Below are 20,796 nucleotides of genomic sequence, written 5' to 3' on the forward strand. Positions count from 1 at the left end.
CGGATTTTACTGACATATCGCTCAATTAGTTGCACCAGCATTTATAGCGGGTATTATGTGGTAAATCAGTTTTTATACAGTCAAAATTTTTGAGAGGTGCCTAAAGATGGCAACAGCTGAAATAGAATCAATATTGGATCTTAATACACTTGAGCAATACTGTAGTGCAATTGGCGCGGGTACATTGCTTAAAAGTGTCGTCTTATTTGAGCAGCTAATGCCAGAATATGTAGGCAACCTAGTTAATGCTAAAGAAGCAGAAGATAAAGATACCCTTTGTTCAGAAGCTCATAAGTTCAAAGGCGCAGCTGGTTCAGTGGGTTTGAAACGCATCCAGCAGTTTGCTCAACTACTTCAACATGGTGAAGAAGCGGCTTGGGCTGCTGAACATGATGTTTGGTTACAAGCTATTGTTGATAATGCAAGTAATGACCTTGCAGAATTAAAGCAATACCTTGAATCTAAAGCTTAATATTTAAACACTTGCTGAAGCATTCACTGTTTCAGATAAAAAGCACTATTGAATTTTCTATTCATTAGTGCTTTTTTTATGATTCAATATCATGCTTGCTCTTTGACGATATATGGCTTTGAACTTGCCACTTCAAATCTGTTCCTTCCTAAGCCTTTCGCTCTATAGAGGGCTTTATCCGCCAAATTTAGCAGTTGTAAATCATCAATGCTGGAGTGATGAGTTAATGATGCAACACCTTGGCTTATCGTTATATTGATATCCCCCTGAGCGGTGAGAATCGGTTTAGTGTTTACTGCTTTACCTATTTGTTCTGCTATATGTTTTGCACCTTGAATATGGGTATTGGGTAACAAGATGACAAACTCTTCTCCACCATAGCGACAGATCGCATCAGCTGGTCGATTGAGCGCGTAATAGAAACGTTTTGCGACCATTTTTAATACTTCATCACCGACTTGATGGCCATAGTTGTCATTAACACTTTTGAAGTGATCAAGATCGATAAGAATAAGGCTCAATGGTGTCCCCTCTCTGGCACTTCTTGCAAGTTCAGAGTGGTAACTATCATCAAAGAACTGCCTGTTTTTTAGACCGGTCAGAAAATCGATCGCATTTTTTTCCTGAAGAAGTCGATGGCTCATTTCAAGCTCTTGAAACTTGTGCTGTAGCTCAGCTTTATTAAGGCTTGGATTATATTCAGGTTTAAATGTGTTGATTGAGAGCTCGGCGAGCTTAGCTTGTAATGAGGTAAAGCTTAAGAGCGATACGCCTAATATGGGGAGGTAAAGCAATAGCTTATCGGCTATGTTGGCACTATTTTGTATTAGGCCGCAAAAAAGAGTAATGAATAGGATACAACCTAAGTGGCAAAGGTACTCAAATCCTCTTGTCTTGAATAAGCCATAGATTGAAATAGATAGTAAGATTACAAAGCAACTAAGCAGGTAATGAGGAAGCAGGGAAGCGAGGCTTTCTATGGTTACTTGAGTTAGCACTAATGAAGTGATTATCCCCAAAATGGCAGCACTATTTAGCACAGTTAGTAATTGATTGTTTTGTGTGAATTGGGATGTTTTGCTCTGATGTTCAAGGATGTGGATCATCAAAAGGAGTGAGATGCTCAATAACAAATGAGTTGATGCCTCCTGGTAGGAGGTTGGCATCACTAGCTTAAACAGGCCTAATTCATTGGCCAATACTGCGGCAAGTGAGATTTGAAGTAGTACCGATTTGAGATTGCGACCTGCTAACAAGGTGCAGTTACAAAGGTGTAGCAATAGTACAGAGAGTATTGCCCCCCACATAAGCGAGGAATATTGGCTATATTGCCCAAGCTTATTAGTTAGCCATTCTTGTGACCATAATTGAGTTGGTAAGTCTGTTTGGTTAAATAAAATCTCAACTCTTTCATTCGCTCGAATCGTGATCTCATGTAACTCTACTTGAGCTGGCCAATGTATTATTTGACCGCTTAGCTTGGTAACTGTTTTATTTGGATATCGAATGAGTATTGGGGATTTTTCGGCCTCAAATGGCGATAGTGAAGTGAGTATCCAGTTTCTTTGTTGATCTGTATTGTTTTTTAATATTAATAGCTTAGCTGAACCTCCATTTTCATTTTCATGGAGGAAAGCTTCTGGGGCAAGCTGTTGATATAGGGAGATCTGCTTCTGCGTTGGGACCTCATAGAGTACAGATATCGGGATTAGCCTGTTTCTTTCAGTCAAGCTAACATGCGCCTCAACATTTATGAATATAGAGGGCATAAGTATTAAAATAAAAGTAAAAGCAAACCTCATTCCCTGAGTGCTCCTATAAATTGGTCTCTCTGAGTATAGAAGCCGACCTGATTTCGGCCAGTTTTTAACGATTTATGTCGATTGACCTCACATTATTCGCGCTCACTTTAGTAGATAAAGTAAACTTCTATGGTAAAGTTATATTGATGATTTGAATAAATATTGCAGTTGGTAATCGATTTTATGAAACACTTACCTAGTTTAAAAAACCTTTTCTATCTGGTTAACTTATATCAAGAGCAGAATTTTAATCGAGCTGCAAAAAAGTGTTATGTCAGTCAGTCTACACTTTCAAGCGGAATCCAAAATTTAGAAGAACAACTTGGTCACCAATTAATAGAGCGTGATCATAAATCTTTTATATTTACAGCTATTGGCGAGGAGGTTGTGCTCCGTTCAAGGAAGCTGTTGACTGATGTCGATGATCTTGTTGAGTTGGTGAAGCATCAGGGCGAGCCTATGACTGGGGATATACGCCTAGGTTGTATCCCAACGATTGCCCCATTTTTATTGAGCCGCGTGGTTAAGCAGTGCCAGCATAATTTTCCGGATCTGACACTCTTTCTAAAAGAGGATACTACTGAGCGCTTACTGGATGCTTTAGGTAAAGGTGAGCTCGATTTGCTCTTGCTTGCATTACCTGTAGATACCAGTGGGTATCACAGTATGAAGGTCGGTATTGACCCGTTCAAACTGGTTGCTCATGAAGACTTAGCCGATTCAATCATTGAGCCACTCGATTATCAATCGCTACCCGATGAAAGTATTTTCCTGCTTCAAGCAGAACACTGTATTACTGGGCATGCGATTAGTGCTTGCCAACTGGGAGATAGTGCAAAGGTAAATCCATTTGCTGCCACTAGCCTACATACCTTAGTACAGATGGTTAACAGTAAGCTTGGAACAACGTTTTTACCTCAAATGGCCATAGATACTGGCATCTTAAATGATACTGATTTGACCGTTATGCAGCCGCCTGGTGAAGCGCCATATCGAGATATTGGTTTAGTTTGGCGACAGACATCAAGCCGTATCCTAACTTTTAGGACCTTAGGGTTAACGATTCAAAATATATTGGATGAGGCTGAGAGTAAACAGGCTTAGACTTGATGCTTACTAAGGCTTAAATATGTGTTTAAGCCTTATTTGGCCAGCAATTGATAATTAATGTTAGTTCTGTTTAGGGTTTACGCTAAACACTTCTGTAGAATGTTGCTTTCCTTTAAGCTTTATTGGCCCAAGGCTTTTAATATCATATAAGCTGCTGTCACTATCTATACGTGACTCAAGAGAACCTGAAATAAGCATTCTTTGCCCAAGCGGATTACACTGATCTTGAAGTCTTGCGAGGGTATTAAGTACATCACTAAAGAAGCTTATCTCTTGCTTCTGCACGCCAACAACAGCAGCGACAACCTGACCACAATGCGCGGCAGCTTTAAATTTAGGTACAAAACCATATTGCTCTTCAAAGTACTGTCTTTGCCAATTAAGCTGCTGACTAAACTCATAGTAGATATTGAAGCTTCGATCTTTTTGTATACCGTCCTCTAGCGGCCAATGAATTAACACGGCATCTCCCATATATCGATATATTTCGGCTTCATTATTTACAACGGTATCGGATAGTAAGCTAAAGCTGTCCTGGATTAAGCGGCTAAAACGGTAATCACCAAGTGACTCTGCATGTGTCGTCGAGGCCACCATGTCTAGATAGAGAAATAGTCTCTGTTCATATCTAGGTTTATGATATTTACCCAAGCCAATGTTGAATAACACTCGTGGGCCGACCAGAAGTGCCATCTGTTCAATAAAAGCGAGACCAACCCTAACAACGACTAAATAGATAATTAAAGCCTGGAAAGAGGGGCTGTAGAGAATATGGGCTGTGAGCATCTGCCGTAATGTTGCCATATGATTCTCTATCGCCCACATATTCAAAAACTGGGTAATATAGGCTAACGTGGTCGCGCCTAGCAGAAGGAACAAGCCTTTAAAAATAACAGAGAAGAGGTATGGAAGACGATTGATTGCACTAAAGTCAGCAATTAGATTGGACATCCAGTGTAAGCTACCGAAGATTATTCCCATATAAATCGCTAATGTCGCGAGATCGGCAGTACCTACCGCCCACTGCGGAAGGTCCGGAGCTTGGGCATATCTAAAGAACACAAATGCCGCCATGGCTATTCCCCAGGCGAAGATCGCAAAAAGAAGTTTTTTTGCTTGTATACGTGCTCTCACTGTATTGGGTTTATCCTAATGCGACTTTTGATTCAGGATGCGCTAGTTTATAGAATATGACCCTATGATTTCCAGTAGTATTTGTGATCTTAGTCAAATGAAGATGATATCAGATGAAATTCAGTTAAAAAAACGCGTTAGAATTGCGTGAGTGAAGGGAATTTTAAGATAAAAGCCTCTAGGGTTAGTCATTTCTGTTTGCCCGTCAACGCCAATACTTTGGGTTACTGAACGACTATTAGCGCCTTTCGGCCTAAGTTGAAGTATCTCACCGTGTCTCGCGGTAAGGTTTTGAACCTGCCCCATGGAGATAAATTCCATGATCTCCTCCCAGTCCTGCTTTAATAAAGCAAGCTCTACGGGGTTTGGAGACCACAAAATAGGTGTGCCGATCTGCCTTTGGCCAACAGGAATATCACGATTGCCCTGTATCGGCACCCAAAGTACAGTCTTCAATTTATGACAAACAACACTGTTTTCCCAAGTGAGCCCTTGGATATCGATTAAGGGGGCTACAGTGACATAAGTCGTCTCTATAGGCTTGCCGTTATCATCAACCGGAATCGTTTTAAGTTCGATTCCTAAATGAACAAAGTCTGGTTCTGGTTTAGAGCCCGCGAGCGCGCCTAGCTCATGTTCAATGAGTTGTCCTACCCAGCCTTTGTCCCTTTTAAGGTTTTCAGGCGTCGAAAAGCCATGGGATTGGGCTAGTTGCCCTAAAGTTAAACCTGCCATATCGTTGGCACGTTGCATGAGTTCTTCAGTCGTACTTGGTGGTAAAGGCGCTTTTTTCATGGTGGGGATTTTACCTAAGATCTTAGATAATACAATCTTGGTTAAAAAACGCACTTGCTAAGTGGTGTTGATAAGTGCATTTGATTGAGCTTGGTTAAGTTATTAAAAAACCAGTGATATTTATCTAATCCTTCTCACTTTGAGCTACTAGTTTTCAGTTAACCTTTTATTGCCCTTACTTTTCCAACATAGTTATCCACAGAATTATTGGATAACTTGGAATATATGTCATCAAACTGGCGCAAATAGCATTTTCTCAGAATAAATCTTGCTATTTTTTCCAGTGAAGATCGATTGCTACTTATAATCTGTGTATAACATGAGAAAACATTGATTAAAGTTATTCAAAATTACGTGCAGGCCAAAAAGTGAACAACTAACGTCTTTGATGAGTGGTTAATAAATTTTATATTGTTTATCTTATTGATATTAATTGTAAATATGGTTTACGGGTAATTGGTCAGACTCAAAGTTCACTGACTTAGTTCGACACTTTTTATGAGTATATATGAGTTAAGAACAGAGATATCCACAGAAATTGTGGATATAATTGGGACTGGTGATAACTTTCTGTTGATAAAAGTTGAGTTTTGAGTTTTTTATCCAGTGACAATCTGCTATATGGTATTTGCCGCGGCCACTTCTTTATGAAACAATCGATAGATTAAAATTGTAAAATACGGAGTCCATGTGATTGATAGTGACGGCTTTCGCGCGAATGTGGGCATCATTATCTGTAATCGCTTTGGGCAGGTTATGTGGGCCAGAAGATTTGGTCAGCATTCCTGGCAGTTTCCTCAGGGGGGGGTTGATGAAGGTGAATCTCCTGAAGAGGCAATGTATAGAGAGTTATACGAAGAAGTTGGTTTAAGGCCTGAGCATGTTCAGATTTTGACATCAACTCGCTCTTGGTTGCGTTACAGATTACCCAAACGTTTGATTAGGCAAGACAGTAAACCTGTCTGTATAGGGCAGAAGCAAAAGTGGTTTTTACTACAGTTAAAAAGTAATGAGAGTGCCATCGATCTTAATGCGTGTGGTCATCCTGAATTTGATGATTGGCGTTGGGTGAGTTATTGGTACCCTGTTAGGCAAGTGGTTTCCTTTAAAAGAGATGTATACAGGAAAGTGATGAAGGAGTTTGCACCTACTGCACTGCCGTTTCAGGCGAAGGACTTTCATCAAGGCAATCATAACAGCAATAAAAGAAGAACAAGGCGACGCTAATAACTGAGGGGTTATAGCTGTTGTAAATAAACTTAACTGAGTGGTAAAGGGAGTTATTAAGTGCTTAAAACGCTAAGAGATATTACACAAGCGGTTGCGGCAGCGCACGACCTCCACTCAGCATTAAACCTGCTTGTCTCTCGAACAAAAACAGCAATGGCAACCCAATGCTGCTCTATCTATCTCTTAGAGTCTGAGCAGCTTGTGCTATCTGCAACTGATGGCCTTGAACCGAGTGCCGTTGGCCATATCAAAATGTCACTTTCTGAAGGTTTGGTGGGTTTTGTCGCTGAGCGCGAAGAGCCCATTAACCTTGCTGATGCCCATAAACATCCTAGGTTTAAAGCATTCGACGGCGTTGGCGAGGGAGAGTTTCATGCTTTTCTAGCCGCCCCAATCATTTATCAGAAGCGAATCTTAGGCGTTATCGTTGTTCAACAAGTTGATCCAAGGCAGTTTGATGAAGGTGAAGAAGCTTTCTTAATGACCTTAGCTGCACAACTTGCAATGGCAATAAGAAACTTAACGAAGAAAGCCGAAGCGCCTGATCTACTTCATTTTAAGGGGACCTCTGCAGCGAATGGTGTTGCGATAGCTCATGGGCTGGTGCTAGGTGGCCAGATAGAGCTTGAACAAGCTGATGAAAAGCGGACGGATACAGCAGCTGAAGTGCTGCGTATCACAACGGCAATTGAAGCATGTAAAGAGACATTATCCTCATTATCCCAGCGCTTCGATCAAGAGGAAGACAATGAAGTTGTTTCTATATTCTCTGCCCTGCAACAATTACTGGATAACGCCAGCTTAGGTGGTGAATATATTAAGGAGGTTCGGGAGGGATGGAGCGCTGTCTCTGCTGTGAGTCGCGTGTCTTTGAGGTATATCGAGCAGTTTACTCAGATGCAAGATCTCTACTTAAAAGAGCGAGCAAGTGATATTAGGGATCTTGGCCTTAGAGTGCTTCGCCTTCTTATTGAACCTGAAAGAATGGGCGTTGAGCCTGATGTCCCTGTCATCTTAGTGACAAAAGAGGCCGATGCCACCATGTTAGCTGAGTTTCCTCGGCACAAACTTGTTGGCATAGTGACAGAACAGGGTGGCGTTAATTCTCATGCTGCGATACTTGCTCGAGCCTTGGGAGTACCAGCCATTATCGGTGTCGAAGGGATATTAACTGCAGGGATTGATAAAAAGTTACTGATTATCAACGCAAATCGCGGTCAAATATTAGTTTCACCGACACCCACGATCATTAATGAATACCGAAACCTTATTTCGGCAGAAAAAGCACTGCAGGACAGATATTCACAGGAGTTAGATCTTCCCGCTGAAACCATAGATGGAAAAAGGATCCACCTTTACCTCAATGCAGGCCTGCTCAGTAGTCTAGCCTCCGAAATAGCAGATGGTGCCGATGGGATCGGTTTATACCGTTCTGAGATCCCCTTTATGTTGCATCAAAGGTTTCCGAGTGAATCTGAGCAGGTAAAAGTCTATAAGCAAGTGCTTGCTAGTGTTACGGGTAAGCCAGTTGTGATGCGAACATTAGATGTGGGTGGTGATAAGCCTTTATCTTATTTTCCCATTAATGAAGAGAACCCTTTTTTAGGGTGGCGGGGTATTAGGCTCTCTTTAGATCACCCAGAGCTTTTTTTAGTCCAGCTCAGGGCGATGATTCAGGCCGGCGGAGATAGTAACCAGCTGCATATTCTTCTCCCTATGGTGAGTAATCTAGATGAGATAGATCAAGCCATAGCCTATCTGGAACAGGCATTCTTTGAACTAAAAAGTGACTCGGGTAAAACATTCTCTCGTCCTAAAATAGGCATCATGATTGAAGTTCCCGCATTACTCTATCAGCTTGCAGAAGTCGCTAAGCGTGTCGATTTTGTTTCTGTAGGTTCCAATGACCTCACTCAATATATGTTGGCTGTTGATCGAAATAATCCAAGAGTGAGCTCACTGTATGATTGCTATCATCCTGGGATCCTCCGGGCATTAAAGCGCGCAAGATTTGATTGCTGGCAATATCACTTGCCCGTCAGTGTATGCGGTGAGCTGGCCGGTGAACCTATTGGTGTGATTTTGCTTGTTGCTATGGGTTATGATCAGCTAAGTATGAACCAGGGAAGTTTGGCACGTATAAACTATTTGCTGAGGCGTGTATCCCACTCAGATCTCAGTGAGTTGCTTGAGATGGCGTTAACTTTAACAAGTGGTCAAGAAGTGAGAGATTTAGTGAGAGAGTATTTCGAGTCCAGAGAACTTGGTGCAATTCTTAACTAATGAATGTAAATCCCGTAAACTACGGCTTCTTTTAACCATTAGGCTGACTTTTGAATTGCTTTATTAACGCCTTACTTAGCTATATCGCTTTAGGGAAGTACTGTGGATAATCTTTATCTACTAATTCTATCTTGTATGGCTCTAGGGGCTGTTGTCGGTTTTTTAGCGGGCCTTTTGGGGATTGGTGGCGGTATTGTTGCTGTGCCTGTACTTATTTATCTGCTCCCCTTAGCAGGTTTTAGTGCTGAAAATGTACCGCACGTAGCCATTGCCACTTCCTTAGCCGCAATAATATTAACCTCATTTTCATCTGCAACTGCTCACCATCGACGCGGTAATATTCCTTGGCCACTGTTTAAATTTGTTCTCCCTGGGCTTGTATTAGGGGCTATCTCGGCAGGCTTTATTTCGCAGCGATTTAGCGCCACGCTTTTGCAGCAGACATTCGCACTGTTCGTGATCTTTATGGCAATACAGATGATCTTTCCATTTAAAGTGAAGGAGAGTCGTAAATCGTTGCCCTCTGGAGGGGGGTTGTTTATTGCCTCACTCTTGATTGCTATTATTGCGGCTATGATGGGAATAGGTGGTGGTATTTTATTAATTCCGTTTTTAGCTTGGTGTGGACTACAGCTTCGGGAGGCTATAGGTTTCTCATCAGCTTCTGGCGGGGTGATTGCATTGTTTGGCAGTGCCAGTTACGTGATGGCTGGTTGGAACATTTCGGGGCTTCCAGAGTGGACATTAGGTTTTGTTTATCTGCCTGCTCTTGTTGGTGTCGTCATGACCTCTGTGGTGATGGCGCCTTTAGGTGTGAAAGCTGCCAGTGTATGGCCGACCCCTGTATTAAAGAAAATTTTTGCACTCCTTCTTATCATTGTTGGAGTTAAGTTGGCATTGACATAGCTTTGCTAATTAATTGCTATATATTCATATTTGTTAAGCTCAAGATTAAGGTAAATCATAATGAAGCAATATCTATCACTCTGTAATAGGATCCTCGATGAGGGAACCTGGATTGAAAATGAGCGTACGGGGAAGAGATGCCTTACTGTGATCAATGCCGATCTGACTTATGATGTAGAGAAAAATGAGTTTCCTCTCATCACAACGAGGAAGAGCTTCTGGAAAGCAGCCATCGCCGAGATGATTGGCTATATTCGTGGTTATGATAATGCTGCAGACTTTAGGAAAATTGGTGCCAAAACCTGGGACGCGAATGCTAATGAGAATTTAGCGTGGCTAAATAATCCTCACCGTAAAGGTCCAGATGATATGGGCCGGGTTTATGGTGTGCAGGGTAGGGCATGGAGCAAGCCTGATGGTGGCAGTATCGATCAGTTGAAAAAAATTGTCGACAACTTAAAAAAGGGTGTCGATGATCGAGGTGAAATTTTAAGTTTCTATAACCCTGGTGAGTTCCATATGGGTTGCCTTCGCCCTTGCATGCACACTCATAACTTTTCTTTATTAGGTGATACGCTTTACCTTAATAGTTTTCAACGCTCCTGTGATGTGCCACTAGGATTGAACTTCAATCAGGTTCAAGTGTTTACTCTGCTCGCTTTAATCGCACAAATTACAGGCAAGAAACCTGGGCAGGCGTACCATAAAATTGTCAACGCTCACATTTATGAAGATCAATTAGAGCTGATGCGCGACGTACAATTGAAAAGAGAGCCGTTTGAACCAGCTTCTTTAATCATTAATCCTGATATTAAATCTCTCGAAGATCTTGAGACTTGGGTGACTATGGATGACTTTGAAGTAACAGGTTATCAGCACCACGAAGCTATCAAATACCCCTTCTCTGTTTAGTTCTGATTAGTTATCTCTACTTTAGCTAATTAATTGTTATTTCAGAGTTATCAAGCAGGTAATAGATCATATTGCCTGCTTTTTATTTCGTTTAACTTGCATATAAATTCATCAGTAAAGCGTTTACCTTCTTGCGTGATTTAAGTCACATTCCTGTTTTTCCTGTAAATTTTATAATGTTCATCAATTAATCTATTGATAGCTAGTCATTCTATAGCTACACTCTAAACATCGGCATTTCCGATGTTTATAGCAGATGGAATCGAATATTCAATAGATTTGTATTCGGCTACACTCAGATCATTAAGATTTATTGGAGCGTAATATGGAAAGGGCTATAAAGAATTTTTTAAGCCAAGAATCGGCAGGCGGGATCCTGCTTATGGTAGCGGTTGTACTCGCTATGATTATGGCTAACTCACCACTTGCTGGTATGTATCAAGGGTTTTTAGATACCGAGATGCAAGTTAGAGTCGGTAGTCTAGATATTGATAAGACGCTCATTCATTGGATCAACGATGGTCTGATGGCCTTGTTCTTTATGCTAATCGGCTTAGAGGTCAAGCGTGAGTTATTAGAGGGGGCGCTATCAAGTGCAGCTCAAGCCTCTTTACCTACATTTGCAGCAATTGGTGGCATGGTATTCCCAGCAGCTGTTTATTTGATGTTTAACTATGGCGATCCAATTACACAGGTAGGTTGGGCTATTCCAGCTGCGACTGATATTGCATTTGCCCTTGGGATCATGGCTCTACTTGGAAGCCGCGTACCTGTAGCATTAAAAGTATTCCTTCTTGCACTAGCTATCATTGACGACCTAGGCGTTGTTGTGATCATTGCACTGTTCTATAGTACAGATCTGTCTACGATTAGTTTGATTGTTGCGGCTGTTGCTATAGCAGGCTTAATAGGATTGAACCGTAAAGGGGTTACCGCACTAGGGCCATATGGCGTACTGGGCATTATATTGTGGATAGCAGTATTGAAGTCAGGCGTTCACGCAACCCTTGCTGGTGTGATCATCGCTTTCTGTATTCCACTTAGAGCAAAAGATGGCTCTTCGCCCTCTGAAAGCCTAGAGCACAGCTTGCATCCATGGAGTACGTTTATCATCCTACCGATTTTTGCCTTTGCCAATGCGGGCGTAAGTTTGAGTGGTATGAGCTTAGATGCGCTCGTTTCACCCGTACCAGTAGGTATTGCATTAGGTCTGCTGCTTGGTAAGCCAGTCGGTGTGATGCTATGTAGTTATATTGCTGTAAAATTAAAGCTTGCTGTATTACCTGAAGGAATGGGTTGGAGGCATATTGCACCAGTATCTGTGCTCTGTGGTATCGGCTTTACCATGTCTATGTTTATCTCATCATTAGCCTTTGTGGGTGAAGGTGCGGTTAATGGAGACTTTGCTAGATTAGGGATTTTAGTTGGCTCATTGTTATCTGCGCTTATTGGTTACTTCTGGTTAGACAAAGTCTTACCGGCAGCTAAGGCGCAAGAAAGTAAATAGATAGAAGTTCGGGGGAATTTATTATGAGAGTCGCTTTTCTTACTATAGCATTGAGTTTAGGCCTTGTTTCTAGTGTGCAAGCCGATCAGTTAAAGGCTTGCAACGCTGACATTAACAGTGAGTCTTGTCAGCATTACCTAGAGGGCGTTGTCGATGGCGCTATGATGTACAAGCCTGATGCAATGGGTGCTCGTATTGAAACCGATACCTATGAGTCAAGGGCTCTTAAGTACCGTAGCGGAAAACGTTTTCAGGAGGCTAATCGAACCTATTGTGAAAGCCGACTCCCTGATCGAAATGTGCTAGTTACAGGCCTTGCTGAAGCGTTCAGTGCTGGAAATGTGAATAGTGTCGAAGAGCTTAACAGTGTGATGTTCAGTCTGATGGACTGTCAGCGCCTTAAATAGTAGCTAATGTCTCATTTAAATTATAACCATCTGTACTACTTCTGGATGGTGCATAAAAAAGGCTCGGTAGCGAAAGCTGCCGAGGCTTTATGCTTAGCACCACAAACAGTAACTGGTCAGATACGAGTTTTAGAAACTCGTCTTAAAGGCAGCCTTTTTAAACGAGTTGGGCGTTCACTTGAGCCCACTGAATTAGGCGAACTGGTTTTTCGTTACGCTGATAAGATGTTCAGTTTAAGCTACGAAATGCTGGATCTTCTTAACTATCAAAAAGATGAGAATATTCTCTTTGAGGTGGGAATTGCCGATGCTTTATCTAAAGCCCTAGCCAGTCGAGTTTTACTCTCAGTCGTACCAAGCGATGGTTCTATGCACTTGGCGTGTTTTGAGGCGACGCACGAAAGCTTAATGACTCGATTAAGAGAGCATAAATTGGATATGATCTTGTCTGATTGTGCTGGTGAGTCTTTAAAATATCCTGAGATCCTCTCTAAAAAGCTTGGCGAGTCAGGAATTGCTTTTTTCTCCGCTGATGAGTATACCAAGCCATTTCCTGAATGCTTAGAAGACGGGAAGCTATTAATACCTGGAAAGCGAACTTCTCTTGGGCAGCAGTTGCATCATTGGTTTGATGAAAATGGCCTAAACGTTAATATCTTAGGTGAGTTTGACGATGCGGCAATGATGAAGGCTTTCGGCTATTTTAAGCAGGGAATATTTGTTGCTCCCTCTATCTATAAACAAGATATTCTTGCTCATGGCATGAACCTAATCGGTGAAACCAACGATGTTAAAGAGGTTTATCATGTCATGTTTGCAGAAAGAATGATTCAGCACCCAGCAGTTAAGCGGTTATTAGAGACTGACTTTACTGAACTTTTTGCAGGCAAAGATGAACAGGTACAAAGGCTAATTTAAATCCCTTTTCAACTGGGCAAGCCATCGACTCAGGCTTTAACTAGGGGTAAACTAGCCCGATACCGAGAAGTAGGAGCAAGTTTGTGGCTGAACCAATGAACATCGCGAGAGTAAGATGGGCATGCCGTAGAGGTATGTTAGAGCTAGACGTTCTTTTTCAACCTTTCGTCGAAGCACATTATGAGCAGATGAATGATTTAGATAAAGGGATTTTTGTTAGGCTGCTTGAAGGTGAAGACCCTGTATTATTTGCTTGGTTTATGGGTCATGAACAGTGCCCTGACCCTGAGTTAGCCGAGATGGTTATTCGTGTCCGTGGTCGAGCCGCGCCATAGTTTTACCTTAACCGCTTCATTCGACCAGCGGCTCTCGTTGGTCGTCGCTGCTTGTATCTGTTTAACCTCCTTTCTAGCGTGGCCATATTTCGGTAATGCTTATTTCCAGTTGTTCAAATACTTGCTTTTTAGTCTTATCTGTTTGTTCTTTATCTACCAGTTTTACCAATTAAAGCAATGGTCTTGTCAATTTACTCTCGGCGATCGAGGTGAGGGGATGCTAAGTATCAAAGCGCCAAACAGATACATAGCCGATAGCACGCAAGTCGCTAAAAAGTTCAAACTTATACGAAAACCTGTTATCACTTCCTTTATCGTACTGTTTTATATTCAACTTGAGGGGAGTCACCGGAAAAGGCTAATGATTGTTTGGGCTGATATGCTAGACGACACAGGTTTTAGGCACCTGTGCCGCTTATTACTAAACGCTCGCTGAGCGATCACATCGTTATACTGATTGGTATTAGTCAGGTTGTAAGATAGTTGGTTTAGGATTATCTAATAGCTGAGGGTGGTCTATGTTGTAATGCAGACCACGACTCTCTTTTCGCTCCATGGCACAACGTATAATTAATTCAGCAACTTGTACTAAGTTTCTTAACTCGAGCAAGTTATTACTGACCCTAAAGTTACTGTAATACTCTTGGATCTCTTGCTGGAGCATAGCGCAGCGCCTCAGAGCCCTTTCTAAGCGTTTATCTGAACGTACTATGCCAACGTAATCCCACATAAACAGACGTAGCTCATGCCAATTATGGGCAATAACGACCTCTTCATCAGAGTTGGAAACTTTACTCTCATCCCATGGAGGCAGTTGTCCTGGCATAGGGATTTTATGCAGCAACCCCTCTATATCTTCCCCTGCCGCTCTGGCAAAAACCAGACACTCGAGTAGTGAGTTGCTGGCTAAACGGTTAGCACCATGCAGGCCGGTATATGCAACTTCACCTATGGCATATAAGCCGTTAAGATCGGTTTGTCCGTGGAGATCTGTCATGATGCCACCACAGGTATAATGTGCAGCAGGTACAACCGGGATTGGATCTGTTGTGATATCAATACCGAACTCTAAACAGCGCTTATGAATGGTTGGAAAGTGTTTGATGACGAAATCTGCAGGTTTATGGGTAATGTCTAAGTAGACACAATCTGATCCTAAGCGTTTCATCTCATAATCTATCGCTCTTGCCACTATGTCACGAGGAGCAAGTTCTGCCCGCTCATCAAACTCAGGCATAAAGCGTGTGCCATCAGGGCGCCTTAGGTAGGCACCTTCGCCACGAAGCGCTTCGGTAAGCAAAAAGTTTCGTGCGTCAGCATGGTACAGACAAGTGGGGTGGAATTGGTTGAACTCCATATTGGCAACACGGCAGCCAGAACGCCAAGCCATAGCAATACCGTCACCAGATGCAATGTCAGGGTTGGAGGTATATTGGTAGACCTTTGAGCTACCTCCGGTTGCTAATGCAACGAAGCGTGCTTTGACGGTTTCAACTTGCTCGACATCGCGGTTCCAAACATACGCGCCTAAAACACGATTACCGGGGCGATTAAGTTTACGAGAAGTAATCAGGTCAATGGCATTATAGCGCTCTAAAACCTGAATGTTTGGGTGGGCTCTGGCTCTATCTTCAAGGGTTACTTGTACCTCTTTCCCGGTTGCATCAGCTGCATGGAGAATACGTCTATGACTGTGCCCTCCCTCGCGGGTCAAGTGATAAGGTGCATTACTTGAGTCACCTTGGTAGTTTTCCTCTTTATCAAAGGCAACACCACATTTGATTAACCACTCCATAGAAGCTTTGGCATTTTCAGCCGTAAACTTCACAACAGGCTCATCGCAAAGTCCTGCACCTGCAACGAGTGTATCGGCCACATGTGACGCTACGGTATCACCTTCATCGAATACTGAAGCAATCCCGCCTTGGGCATAGTAGGTAGAGCCTTCACTTAGAGGGCCTTTAGATAATAAGATAACTTTCGACTTTTCAGCTAGATGCAGAGCTAAAGTCAGCCCAGCTGCGCCACTACCGATAACCAAAAGGTCAGATTGGTGTTCAACTACTTGTTTCATCAGGTATCATGGTAAATTCTGTGAGTGTTAACTATGTTAAACTAAGCGAGCTTTTTTGGATAGATTCATAGTTAACAGAAAATAAATTCATTTCGATGCAATTTTTTTAGAACTTTTTTAAAGTTCGCTAGTCTACATATGTGCATATGATTCGAGCGACTGAGAAATCAGCATTTTAGATTTAGGAGTAGTCGGCTCGGATGAGTGGACAAATAAGTGATCAACAGCTTGTTGAACGTGTTCAACAAGGCGATAAAAATGCGTTTAATCTCTTGGTTCAGAAGTATCAGAACAAGGTTATAAACTTGATTTCACGCTATGTGCGCAATCAAGCAGACGTTGCTGATGTGTCTCAGGAAGCCTTTATTAAGGCTTATCGAGCGCTACCAAACTTTCGAGGTGAAAGTGCTTTTTATACGTGGTTGTACCGCATAGCGGTAAATACAGCTAAAAACCATCTGGTTGCTCAGGGGCGAAGAGCTCCGGCAAATGATGTCGATGCAGAAGAAGCTGAATATTACGACGGCAGTGATGCGCTAAAGGAGTTTGCTTCTCCAGAGCGTTTACTGATGGCTGATGATATTCAAAATGTAATTTTCGATGCATTAGAGTCTTTACCAGAAGAGTTAAAGATGGCTATTTCGTTACGTGAGCTTGATGGTATGAGCTACGAAGAGATAGCAAGTGTTATGGATTGCCCCGTTGGAACTGTAAGATCTCGTATCTTTAGAGCCCGTGAAGCAATTGATAAAAAACTGCAGCCTTTGCTGCAGCAATAACAGCCTTTTACTAATTACAGGTACTTAATGTTAGTACCAACACAGGTGACAAATGGATAAATTAGGTCAGGAATGGGTGTCCGCTGCCGTCGACGGTGAAGTTGATGAGCAGACATTGGCTGAATTAACAGCCGATAAGGATTCACATCAGCAGTGGCGTGATTATCATATGATCGGTGACGCTATGCGTGGTGAGTTACCCAAGTCAATTAACTTGGATCTCAGTGCCAGTATTGCAGCTGCTATCGACAAAGAACCGACAATCATCGCTCCGGCTCACAAGCCTAGCCTTGATACTGTGACTGAGCCAACTCAAAGCGATAACAAAGGTTTTGCCAATGTGATCCCTATGTTTAAGCAGTTTGGTCAATATGCCATTGCTGCCAGTGTGGCACTGTTCGCGATTGTAGGTGTACAAAACTACAATCAAGAAGCCTCAATAGATGCTTCGCCACTGCCAGTGCTAAATACACGTCCACTTGTTGGTAGTGTTACACCGGTAAGTTTACAGACTGGGCCAGTACAACAGAGCCAAAGCTTTACGAATGTACAGGTGATAGAGCAGCGTCAGCGCATTAATTCATATTTTCAAGACCATATGCTTCAACAAAGATTGAATAATGGGACTAAAATAGAAGACAATAGAGAACTAGATTCTACTTCTGCGAATCACTAGTTCAAATAAGCTCTAAACTTTAAGGAGTTAGCTTGCGTTTTATTCTATTAGCTCTGTTAGTTTTACATCTTCCTGTGATGGCACAGGAAGATCTGTCACCAAAGGCTTGGCTAGAAAATATGAGCCAAGCTCTGCAGGAACAAGAGTTTAAAATCTCTTTGATCCAGCTTCAAGCCGACCATATCCGTCCATTAGTCTATATTCATGGCAAAGTAGAGCAGCAAGAAGTTGCTTTTCTTGAACATCTCAATGGCCCGCCTAAAAACGCGGTACGCGTGGGCAATACCGTTACCTTTATCGAGCACGACCAACCTGCGTATAGCGTGAGTGCCTCTAGAATTCAGGGAATATTACCACCTGCGTTTGCTGGCGATATTTCTAAACTTGAAGCGGGCTATCAATTTGTTCTTGGTGGCAGAAGCAGAATAGCGGGGCGCCCAAGTCAGTTAGTGCGTATCATACCCAATGACGATTACCGTTATGGGTATCAGGTGTGGCTTGATATGGAATCATATCTCCCCCTTAGATACGATATGCTGACCCAAGATAAACAACTTCTTGAGCAGATCTTAGTTGTTGAGTTGTTGGTGCTAGATGAAGCGCCTGCAATACTCATCGAAGCTTACAAGCAGGAGTGGCCGCCAGTTATTTCTCAGTCAAAGCGTGATGCCGGAGACAATTGGACATTTAAGTGGCTACCTCAGGGTTTTAGTATTCTTGTTAAGGATAGCCATAGGCTGATGGGAAGCCACGAGTCGGTTGAATATATTGCTTTAAGTGATGGCATGGCTAATATCTCTGTCTATGTTGCTCGTGTTGGTGAAACGCCAATGCCCGAGGAGCTTGTGACACGCAACGGTTTATCATTAGCCACTGAAGTTGTCGGTAACTTTGAAGTGGTCGCTGTGGGTAAGGTGCCTTCAGAGACATTAACTCGTGTTGCTAAAAGTATTGCTATCCAATAGCGCGAAAGCGTTATTGGAGCGTAAACGAGGTACAAGCTTATGATGGAAGAGATGGCTAAAGTCTTGAGTAATCGAAAAGATGGTTGGGTTACCGTAGAGGTGCAGGTCAAAAATGCTTGTAATCACTGTGATAATACCGAATCTTGCGGTACCTCCGCCGTTGCATCTGCTTTCTCACCTAAAGTGCAGATCTTCTCTATTCAGTCAGATAAAGACTACCAAGCCGGTCAGTTACTCAAGCTGGGCTTACCCGAAAGCGTGATTCTAAAAGCCGCAGCACTCGTTTATCTACTACCTTTGCTTGGATTGTTTGTTGGCGCCTCTTTAGCAACACTGCTGTTGCCCTATCTGTTACCTGAGGTAAGCGACCTCCATATCATGCCTGTGGCTCTGTTTGGCGCTGTGATGGCGTGGCTTTTCGCCAAGAAAGTAGCAAAGCAGATGGAGATTTCAAGTCAACCAGTCATAATTTCAGAGCTGGGCTATTCTATCTAGTCCGGCTTTATTGCCACTTTCAGCCGCGAAAGAGCGGTTTAGATTGGTATTGTAGCGCCGATCGGGTACAATTCGGCACCTTAAAAATATTCCAACTTTGAGTCAGTCATTTCGCATCATGAAGCACATTAGAAACTTTTCAATTATTGCCCATATTGATCATGGCAAATCAACACTCTCTGATCGTTTAATTCAGTATTGTGATGGTCTTTCAGATCGTGAGATGGCGGCCCAGGTTTTAGATTCAATGGATATTGAGCGTGAGCGCGGTATCACCATTAAAGCACAGAGTGTAACGCTTGATTATAAAGCGAATGATGGCGAAACATATCAGCTCAACTTCATTGACACACCAGGCCATGTAGATTTTTCTTACGAGGTTTCACGCTCTCTTGCAGCGTGTGAAGGTGCGCTATTGGTGGTTGATGCTGGCCAAGGTGTTGAAGCTCAAACCTTAGCAAACTGTTATACAGCACTAGAGATGGATCTAGACGTTGTACCTGTGCTTAACAAGATTGATCTCCCTCAAGCTGATCCTGAGCGTGTTGCTGAAGAGATTGAAGATATTGTTGGTATCGAAGCGGCAGACGCTGTTCGCTGTTCGGCTAAAACAGGTATTGGTATTAAAGACGTACTCGAAGTCATTGTTGAGCAGGTCCCACCACCAGAGGGCGATCCTGAAGCACCACTTCAAGCATTGATTATCGATTCTTGGTTCGATAGCTACCAGGGCGTAGTCTCTCTCGTTCGAATTAAAAATGGTACATTGAAAAAAGGTGACAAATTTAAGGTTATGTCCACAGGACAAAACTATAATGCTGATCGCGTGGGGATTTTCACCCCTAAGCAAACAGATACTAAAGAGTTAAAAACTGGCGAAGTTGGTTTTGTCATTGCTGGTATTAAAGAGATCCATGGTGCACCAGTAGGTGATACCCTGACTCATGCAAAACACGGTTCAGAAGAGCCTCTTGCTGGTTTTAAAAAGGTTAAGCCGCAGGTTTATGCCGGTTTATTCCCAATCTCGACTGATGATTATGAAAGCTTTCGCGATGCATTGAACAAGTTAAGCCTTAATGATGCTTCGCTGTTCTTTGAGCCTGAAACATCATCTGCACTTGGTTTTGGTTTCCGTATCGGTTTCCTTGGCCTACTGCACATGGAGATTATCCAGGAGCGTCTTGAGCGTGAATATAATCTCGACCTTATTACCACAGCGCCTACGGTTGTTTATGAGATTGTTACTACCAGTGGCGATATTATCTACGTAGATAACCCTTCAGACCTCCCTGCGATAAATAATATCGAAGAGATGCGTGAGCCTATTGTTGAAACCAATATCTTAGTACCGAAAGAGTACTTAGGTAATGTGATCACGCTATGTGTTGAAAAGCGTGGTGTGCAAAAGAGCATGGTTTATCACGGTAACCAAGTTGCAATCAGCTATGAGCTACCTATGGCTGAAGTTGTTATGGACTTCTTCGACAGACTTAAGTCAACGAGTCGTGGTTATGCATCACTTGAGTATAACTTCGTTCGCTTTGAACCTGCCGATATGGTTCGCCTAGATATTCTTATCAATGGTGACAGAGTCGATGCATTAGCTATGATCATCCATAAAGGTTTGATCCGCTCTAAGGGCTTAGCCCTTGTTAATAAGATGAAAGAGCTGATTCCACGCCAGATGTTTGATATTGCGGTTCAAGCAGCTGTGGGCAGTCAGGTTATTGCTCGTTCATCGATTAAAGCAATGCGAAAAGATGTAACGGCGAAATGTTACGGTGGTGACGTTTCTCGTAAGAAGAAGCTATTGCAGAAACAGAAAGATGGTAAGAAACGCATGAAGTCGGTAGGTAATGTTGAAGTACCTCAGGAAGCTTTCTTAGCAGTGCTTAAGCTGAACGACTAAATCGTTAAAAATTGTTAATAGTGAGCAATATCTAGCGCCGCAGTTTGCGGCGCTTTCGTTACTCACGTATAAATGAGTTATTGTCGC

Annotated in this window: 20 protein-coding genes; 16 read left to right on the forward strand and 4 right to left on the reverse strand. The window is 42.5% G+C overall.

Annotated elements, in window-relative coordinates; genetic code table 11:
• Positions 1 to 106: 106 nt before the first annotated feature.
• Complete coding sequence (locus BM736_RS01105) at positions 107 to 472, forward strand: Hpt domain-containing protein (RefSeq protein WP_076407678.1); 366 nt, start codon at positions 107 to 109, stop codon at positions 470 to 472.
• Between the two features lie 89 nt (positions 473 to 561).
• Here BM736_RS01105 and BM736_RS01110 read toward each other — a convergent pair whose 3' ends face one another.
• Positions 562 to 2,202 (reverse strand): GGDEF domain-containing protein, encoded by a 1,641-nt coding sequence (locus BM736_RS01110; protein WP_179078998.1) that lies wholly within the window; start codon positions 2,200 to 2,202, stop codon positions 562 to 564.
• A gap of 255 nt (positions 2,203 to 2,457) precedes the next feature.
• On the opposite strand from BM736_RS01110, the gene oxyR reads away from it, so the two are divergent.
• Positions 2,458 to 3,378: a hydrogen peroxide-inducible genes transcriptional activator OxyR gene (gene oxyR, locus BM736_RS01115; protein ID WP_076407682.1), complete on the forward strand. Its 921-nt coding sequence runs from the start codon at positions 2,458 to 2,460 to the stop codon at positions 3,376 to 3,378.
• A 66-nt stretch (positions 3,379 to 3,444) separates the two neighbouring features.
• Here oxyR and BM736_RS01120 read toward each other — a convergent pair whose 3' ends face one another.
• Entirely contained in the window at positions 3,445 to 4,518 is a 1,074-nt protein-coding gene (locus tag BM736_RS01120) for an adenylate/guanylate cyclase domain-containing protein (RefSeq protein WP_076407684.1), read from the reverse strand.
• A gap of 120 nt (positions 4,519 to 4,638) precedes the next feature.
• The gene (gene mutH, locus BM736_RS01125; RefSeq protein WP_076407686.1) at positions 4,639 to 5,313 is read right to left on the reverse strand and encodes a DNA mismatch repair endonuclease MutH; all 675 of its coding nucleotides are present in this window, start codon (positions 5,311 to 5,313) and stop codon (positions 4,639 to 4,641) included.
• Between the two features lie 690 nt (positions 5,314 to 6,003).
• On the opposite strand from mutH, the gene rppH reads away from it, so the two are divergent.
• The 9 genes from rppH (at position 6,004) to BM736_RS25520 (ending at position 14,247) form a co-directional block, all read left to right on the forward strand.
• A complete protein-coding gene (rppH, locus tag BM736_RS01130) occupies positions 6,004 to 6,540 on the forward strand; it encodes an RNA pyrophosphohydrolase (RefSeq protein WP_076407688.1) in 537 nt (178 codons plus the stop codon).
• Between the two features lie 60 nt (positions 6,541 to 6,600).
• On the forward strand, positions 6,601 to 8,826 hold the full coding sequence (gene ptsP / locus BM736_RS01135; RefSeq protein WP_076407690.1) for a phosphoenolpyruvate--protein phosphotransferase: 2,226 nt from the start codon (positions 6,601 to 6,603) through the stop codon (positions 8,824 to 8,826).
• 102 nt (positions 8,827 to 8,928) lie between these two features.
• Positions 8,929 to 9,732: a sulfite exporter TauE/SafE family protein gene (locus BM736_RS01140; RefSeq protein ID WP_076407692.1), complete on the forward strand. Its 804-nt coding sequence runs from the start codon at positions 8,929 to 8,931 to the stop codon at positions 9,730 to 9,732.
• A gap of 60 nt (positions 9,733 to 9,792) precedes the next feature.
• Positions 9,793 to 10,644, forward strand: coding sequence for a thymidylate synthase (locus BM736_RS01145; RefSeq protein WP_076407694.1), 852 nt, complete (start codon positions 9,793 to 9,795; stop codon positions 10,642 to 10,644).
• A 325-nt stretch (positions 10,645 to 10,969) separates the two neighbouring features.
• Positions 10,970 to 12,151 carry a Na+/H+ antiporter NhaA gene (gene nhaA / locus BM736_RS01150; RefSeq protein ID WP_076407696.1) on the forward strand — a complete coding sequence of 394 codons (1,182 nt, stop codon included), beginning with the start codon at positions 10,970 to 10,972 and terminating at the stop codon, positions 12,149 to 12,151.
• A gap of 23 nt (positions 12,152 to 12,174) precedes the next feature.
• Positions 12,175 to 12,558, forward strand: a complete 384-nt coding sequence (locus BM736_RS01155; RefSeq protein ID WP_076407698.1) for a hypothetical protein — start codon at positions 12,175 to 12,177, stop codon at positions 12,556 to 12,558.
• A gap of 6 nt (positions 12,559 to 12,564) precedes the next feature.
• Positions 12,565 to 13,476, forward strand: coding sequence for a transcriptional activator NhaR (nhaR, locus tag BM736_RS01160; protein ID WP_076407700.1), 912 nt, complete (start codon positions 12,565 to 12,567; stop codon positions 13,474 to 13,476).
• A 95-nt stretch (positions 13,477 to 13,571) separates the two neighbouring features.
• A complete protein-coding gene (locus BM736_RS01165) occupies positions 13,572 to 13,811 on the forward strand; it encodes a succinate dehydrogenase assembly factor 2 (protein ID WP_076409794.1) in 240 nt (79 codons plus the stop codon).
• A complete protein-coding gene (locus tag BM736_RS25520; RefSeq protein ID WP_076407702.1) occupies positions 13,792 to 14,247 on the forward strand; it encodes a protein YgfX in 456 nt (151 codons plus the stop codon). Before BM736_RS01165 ends, BM736_RS25520 begins: the two co-directional genes overlap by 20 nt.
• 27 nt (positions 14,248 to 14,274) lie before the next feature.
• Here BM736_RS25520 and nadB read toward each other — a convergent pair whose 3' ends face one another.
• Positions 14,275 to 15,885, reverse strand: coding sequence for an L-aspartate oxidase (gene nadB / locus BM736_RS01175; protein ID WP_076407704.1), 1,611 nt, complete (start codon positions 15,883 to 15,885; stop codon positions 14,275 to 14,277).
• A gap of 200 nt (positions 15,886 to 16,085) precedes the next feature.
• Here nadB and rpoE point away from each other — a divergent pair, with 200 nt between their 5' ends.
• From rpoE to lepA, 5 genes are all read left to right on the forward strand, one after another.
• A complete protein-coding gene (gene rpoE / locus BM736_RS01180) occupies positions 16,086 to 16,664 on the forward strand; it encodes an RNA polymerase sigma factor RpoE (RefSeq protein ID WP_076407706.1) in 579 nt (192 codons plus the stop codon).
• A gap of 52 nt (positions 16,665 to 16,716) precedes the next feature.
• Positions 16,717 to 17,340 (forward strand): sigma-E factor negative regulatory protein, encoded by a 624-nt coding sequence (locus BM736_RS01185; protein WP_076407708.1) that lies wholly within the window; start codon positions 16,717 to 16,719, stop codon positions 17,338 to 17,340.
• 32 nt (positions 17,341 to 17,372) lie between these two features.
• Positions 17,373 to 18,305, forward strand: coding sequence for a MucB/RseB C-terminal domain-containing protein (locus tag BM736_RS01190; protein ID WP_076407710.1), 933 nt, complete (start codon positions 17,373 to 17,375; stop codon positions 18,303 to 18,305).
• Positions 18,306 to 18,344: 39 nt separating this feature from the next.
• Positions 18,345 to 18,800, forward strand: a complete 456-nt coding sequence (locus BM736_RS01195; RefSeq protein WP_076407712.1) for a SoxR reducing system RseC family protein — start codon at positions 18,345 to 18,347, stop codon at positions 18,798 to 18,800.
• Positions 18,801 to 18,918: 118 nt separating this feature from the next.
• Positions 18,919 to 20,709: a translation elongation factor 4 gene (lepA, locus tag BM736_RS01200; RefSeq protein WP_076407714.1), complete on the forward strand. Its 1,791-nt coding sequence runs from the start codon at positions 18,919 to 18,921 to the stop codon at positions 20,707 to 20,709.
• Positions 20,710 to 20,796 lie beyond the last annotated feature (87 nt).

The sequence above is a fragment of the Shewanella sp. UCD-KL12 genome (genome assembly GCF_001957125.1).
In the GTDB taxonomy this organism is placed as follows: Bacteria; Pseudomonadota; Gammaproteobacteria; order Enterobacterales; family Shewanellaceae; genus Shewanella.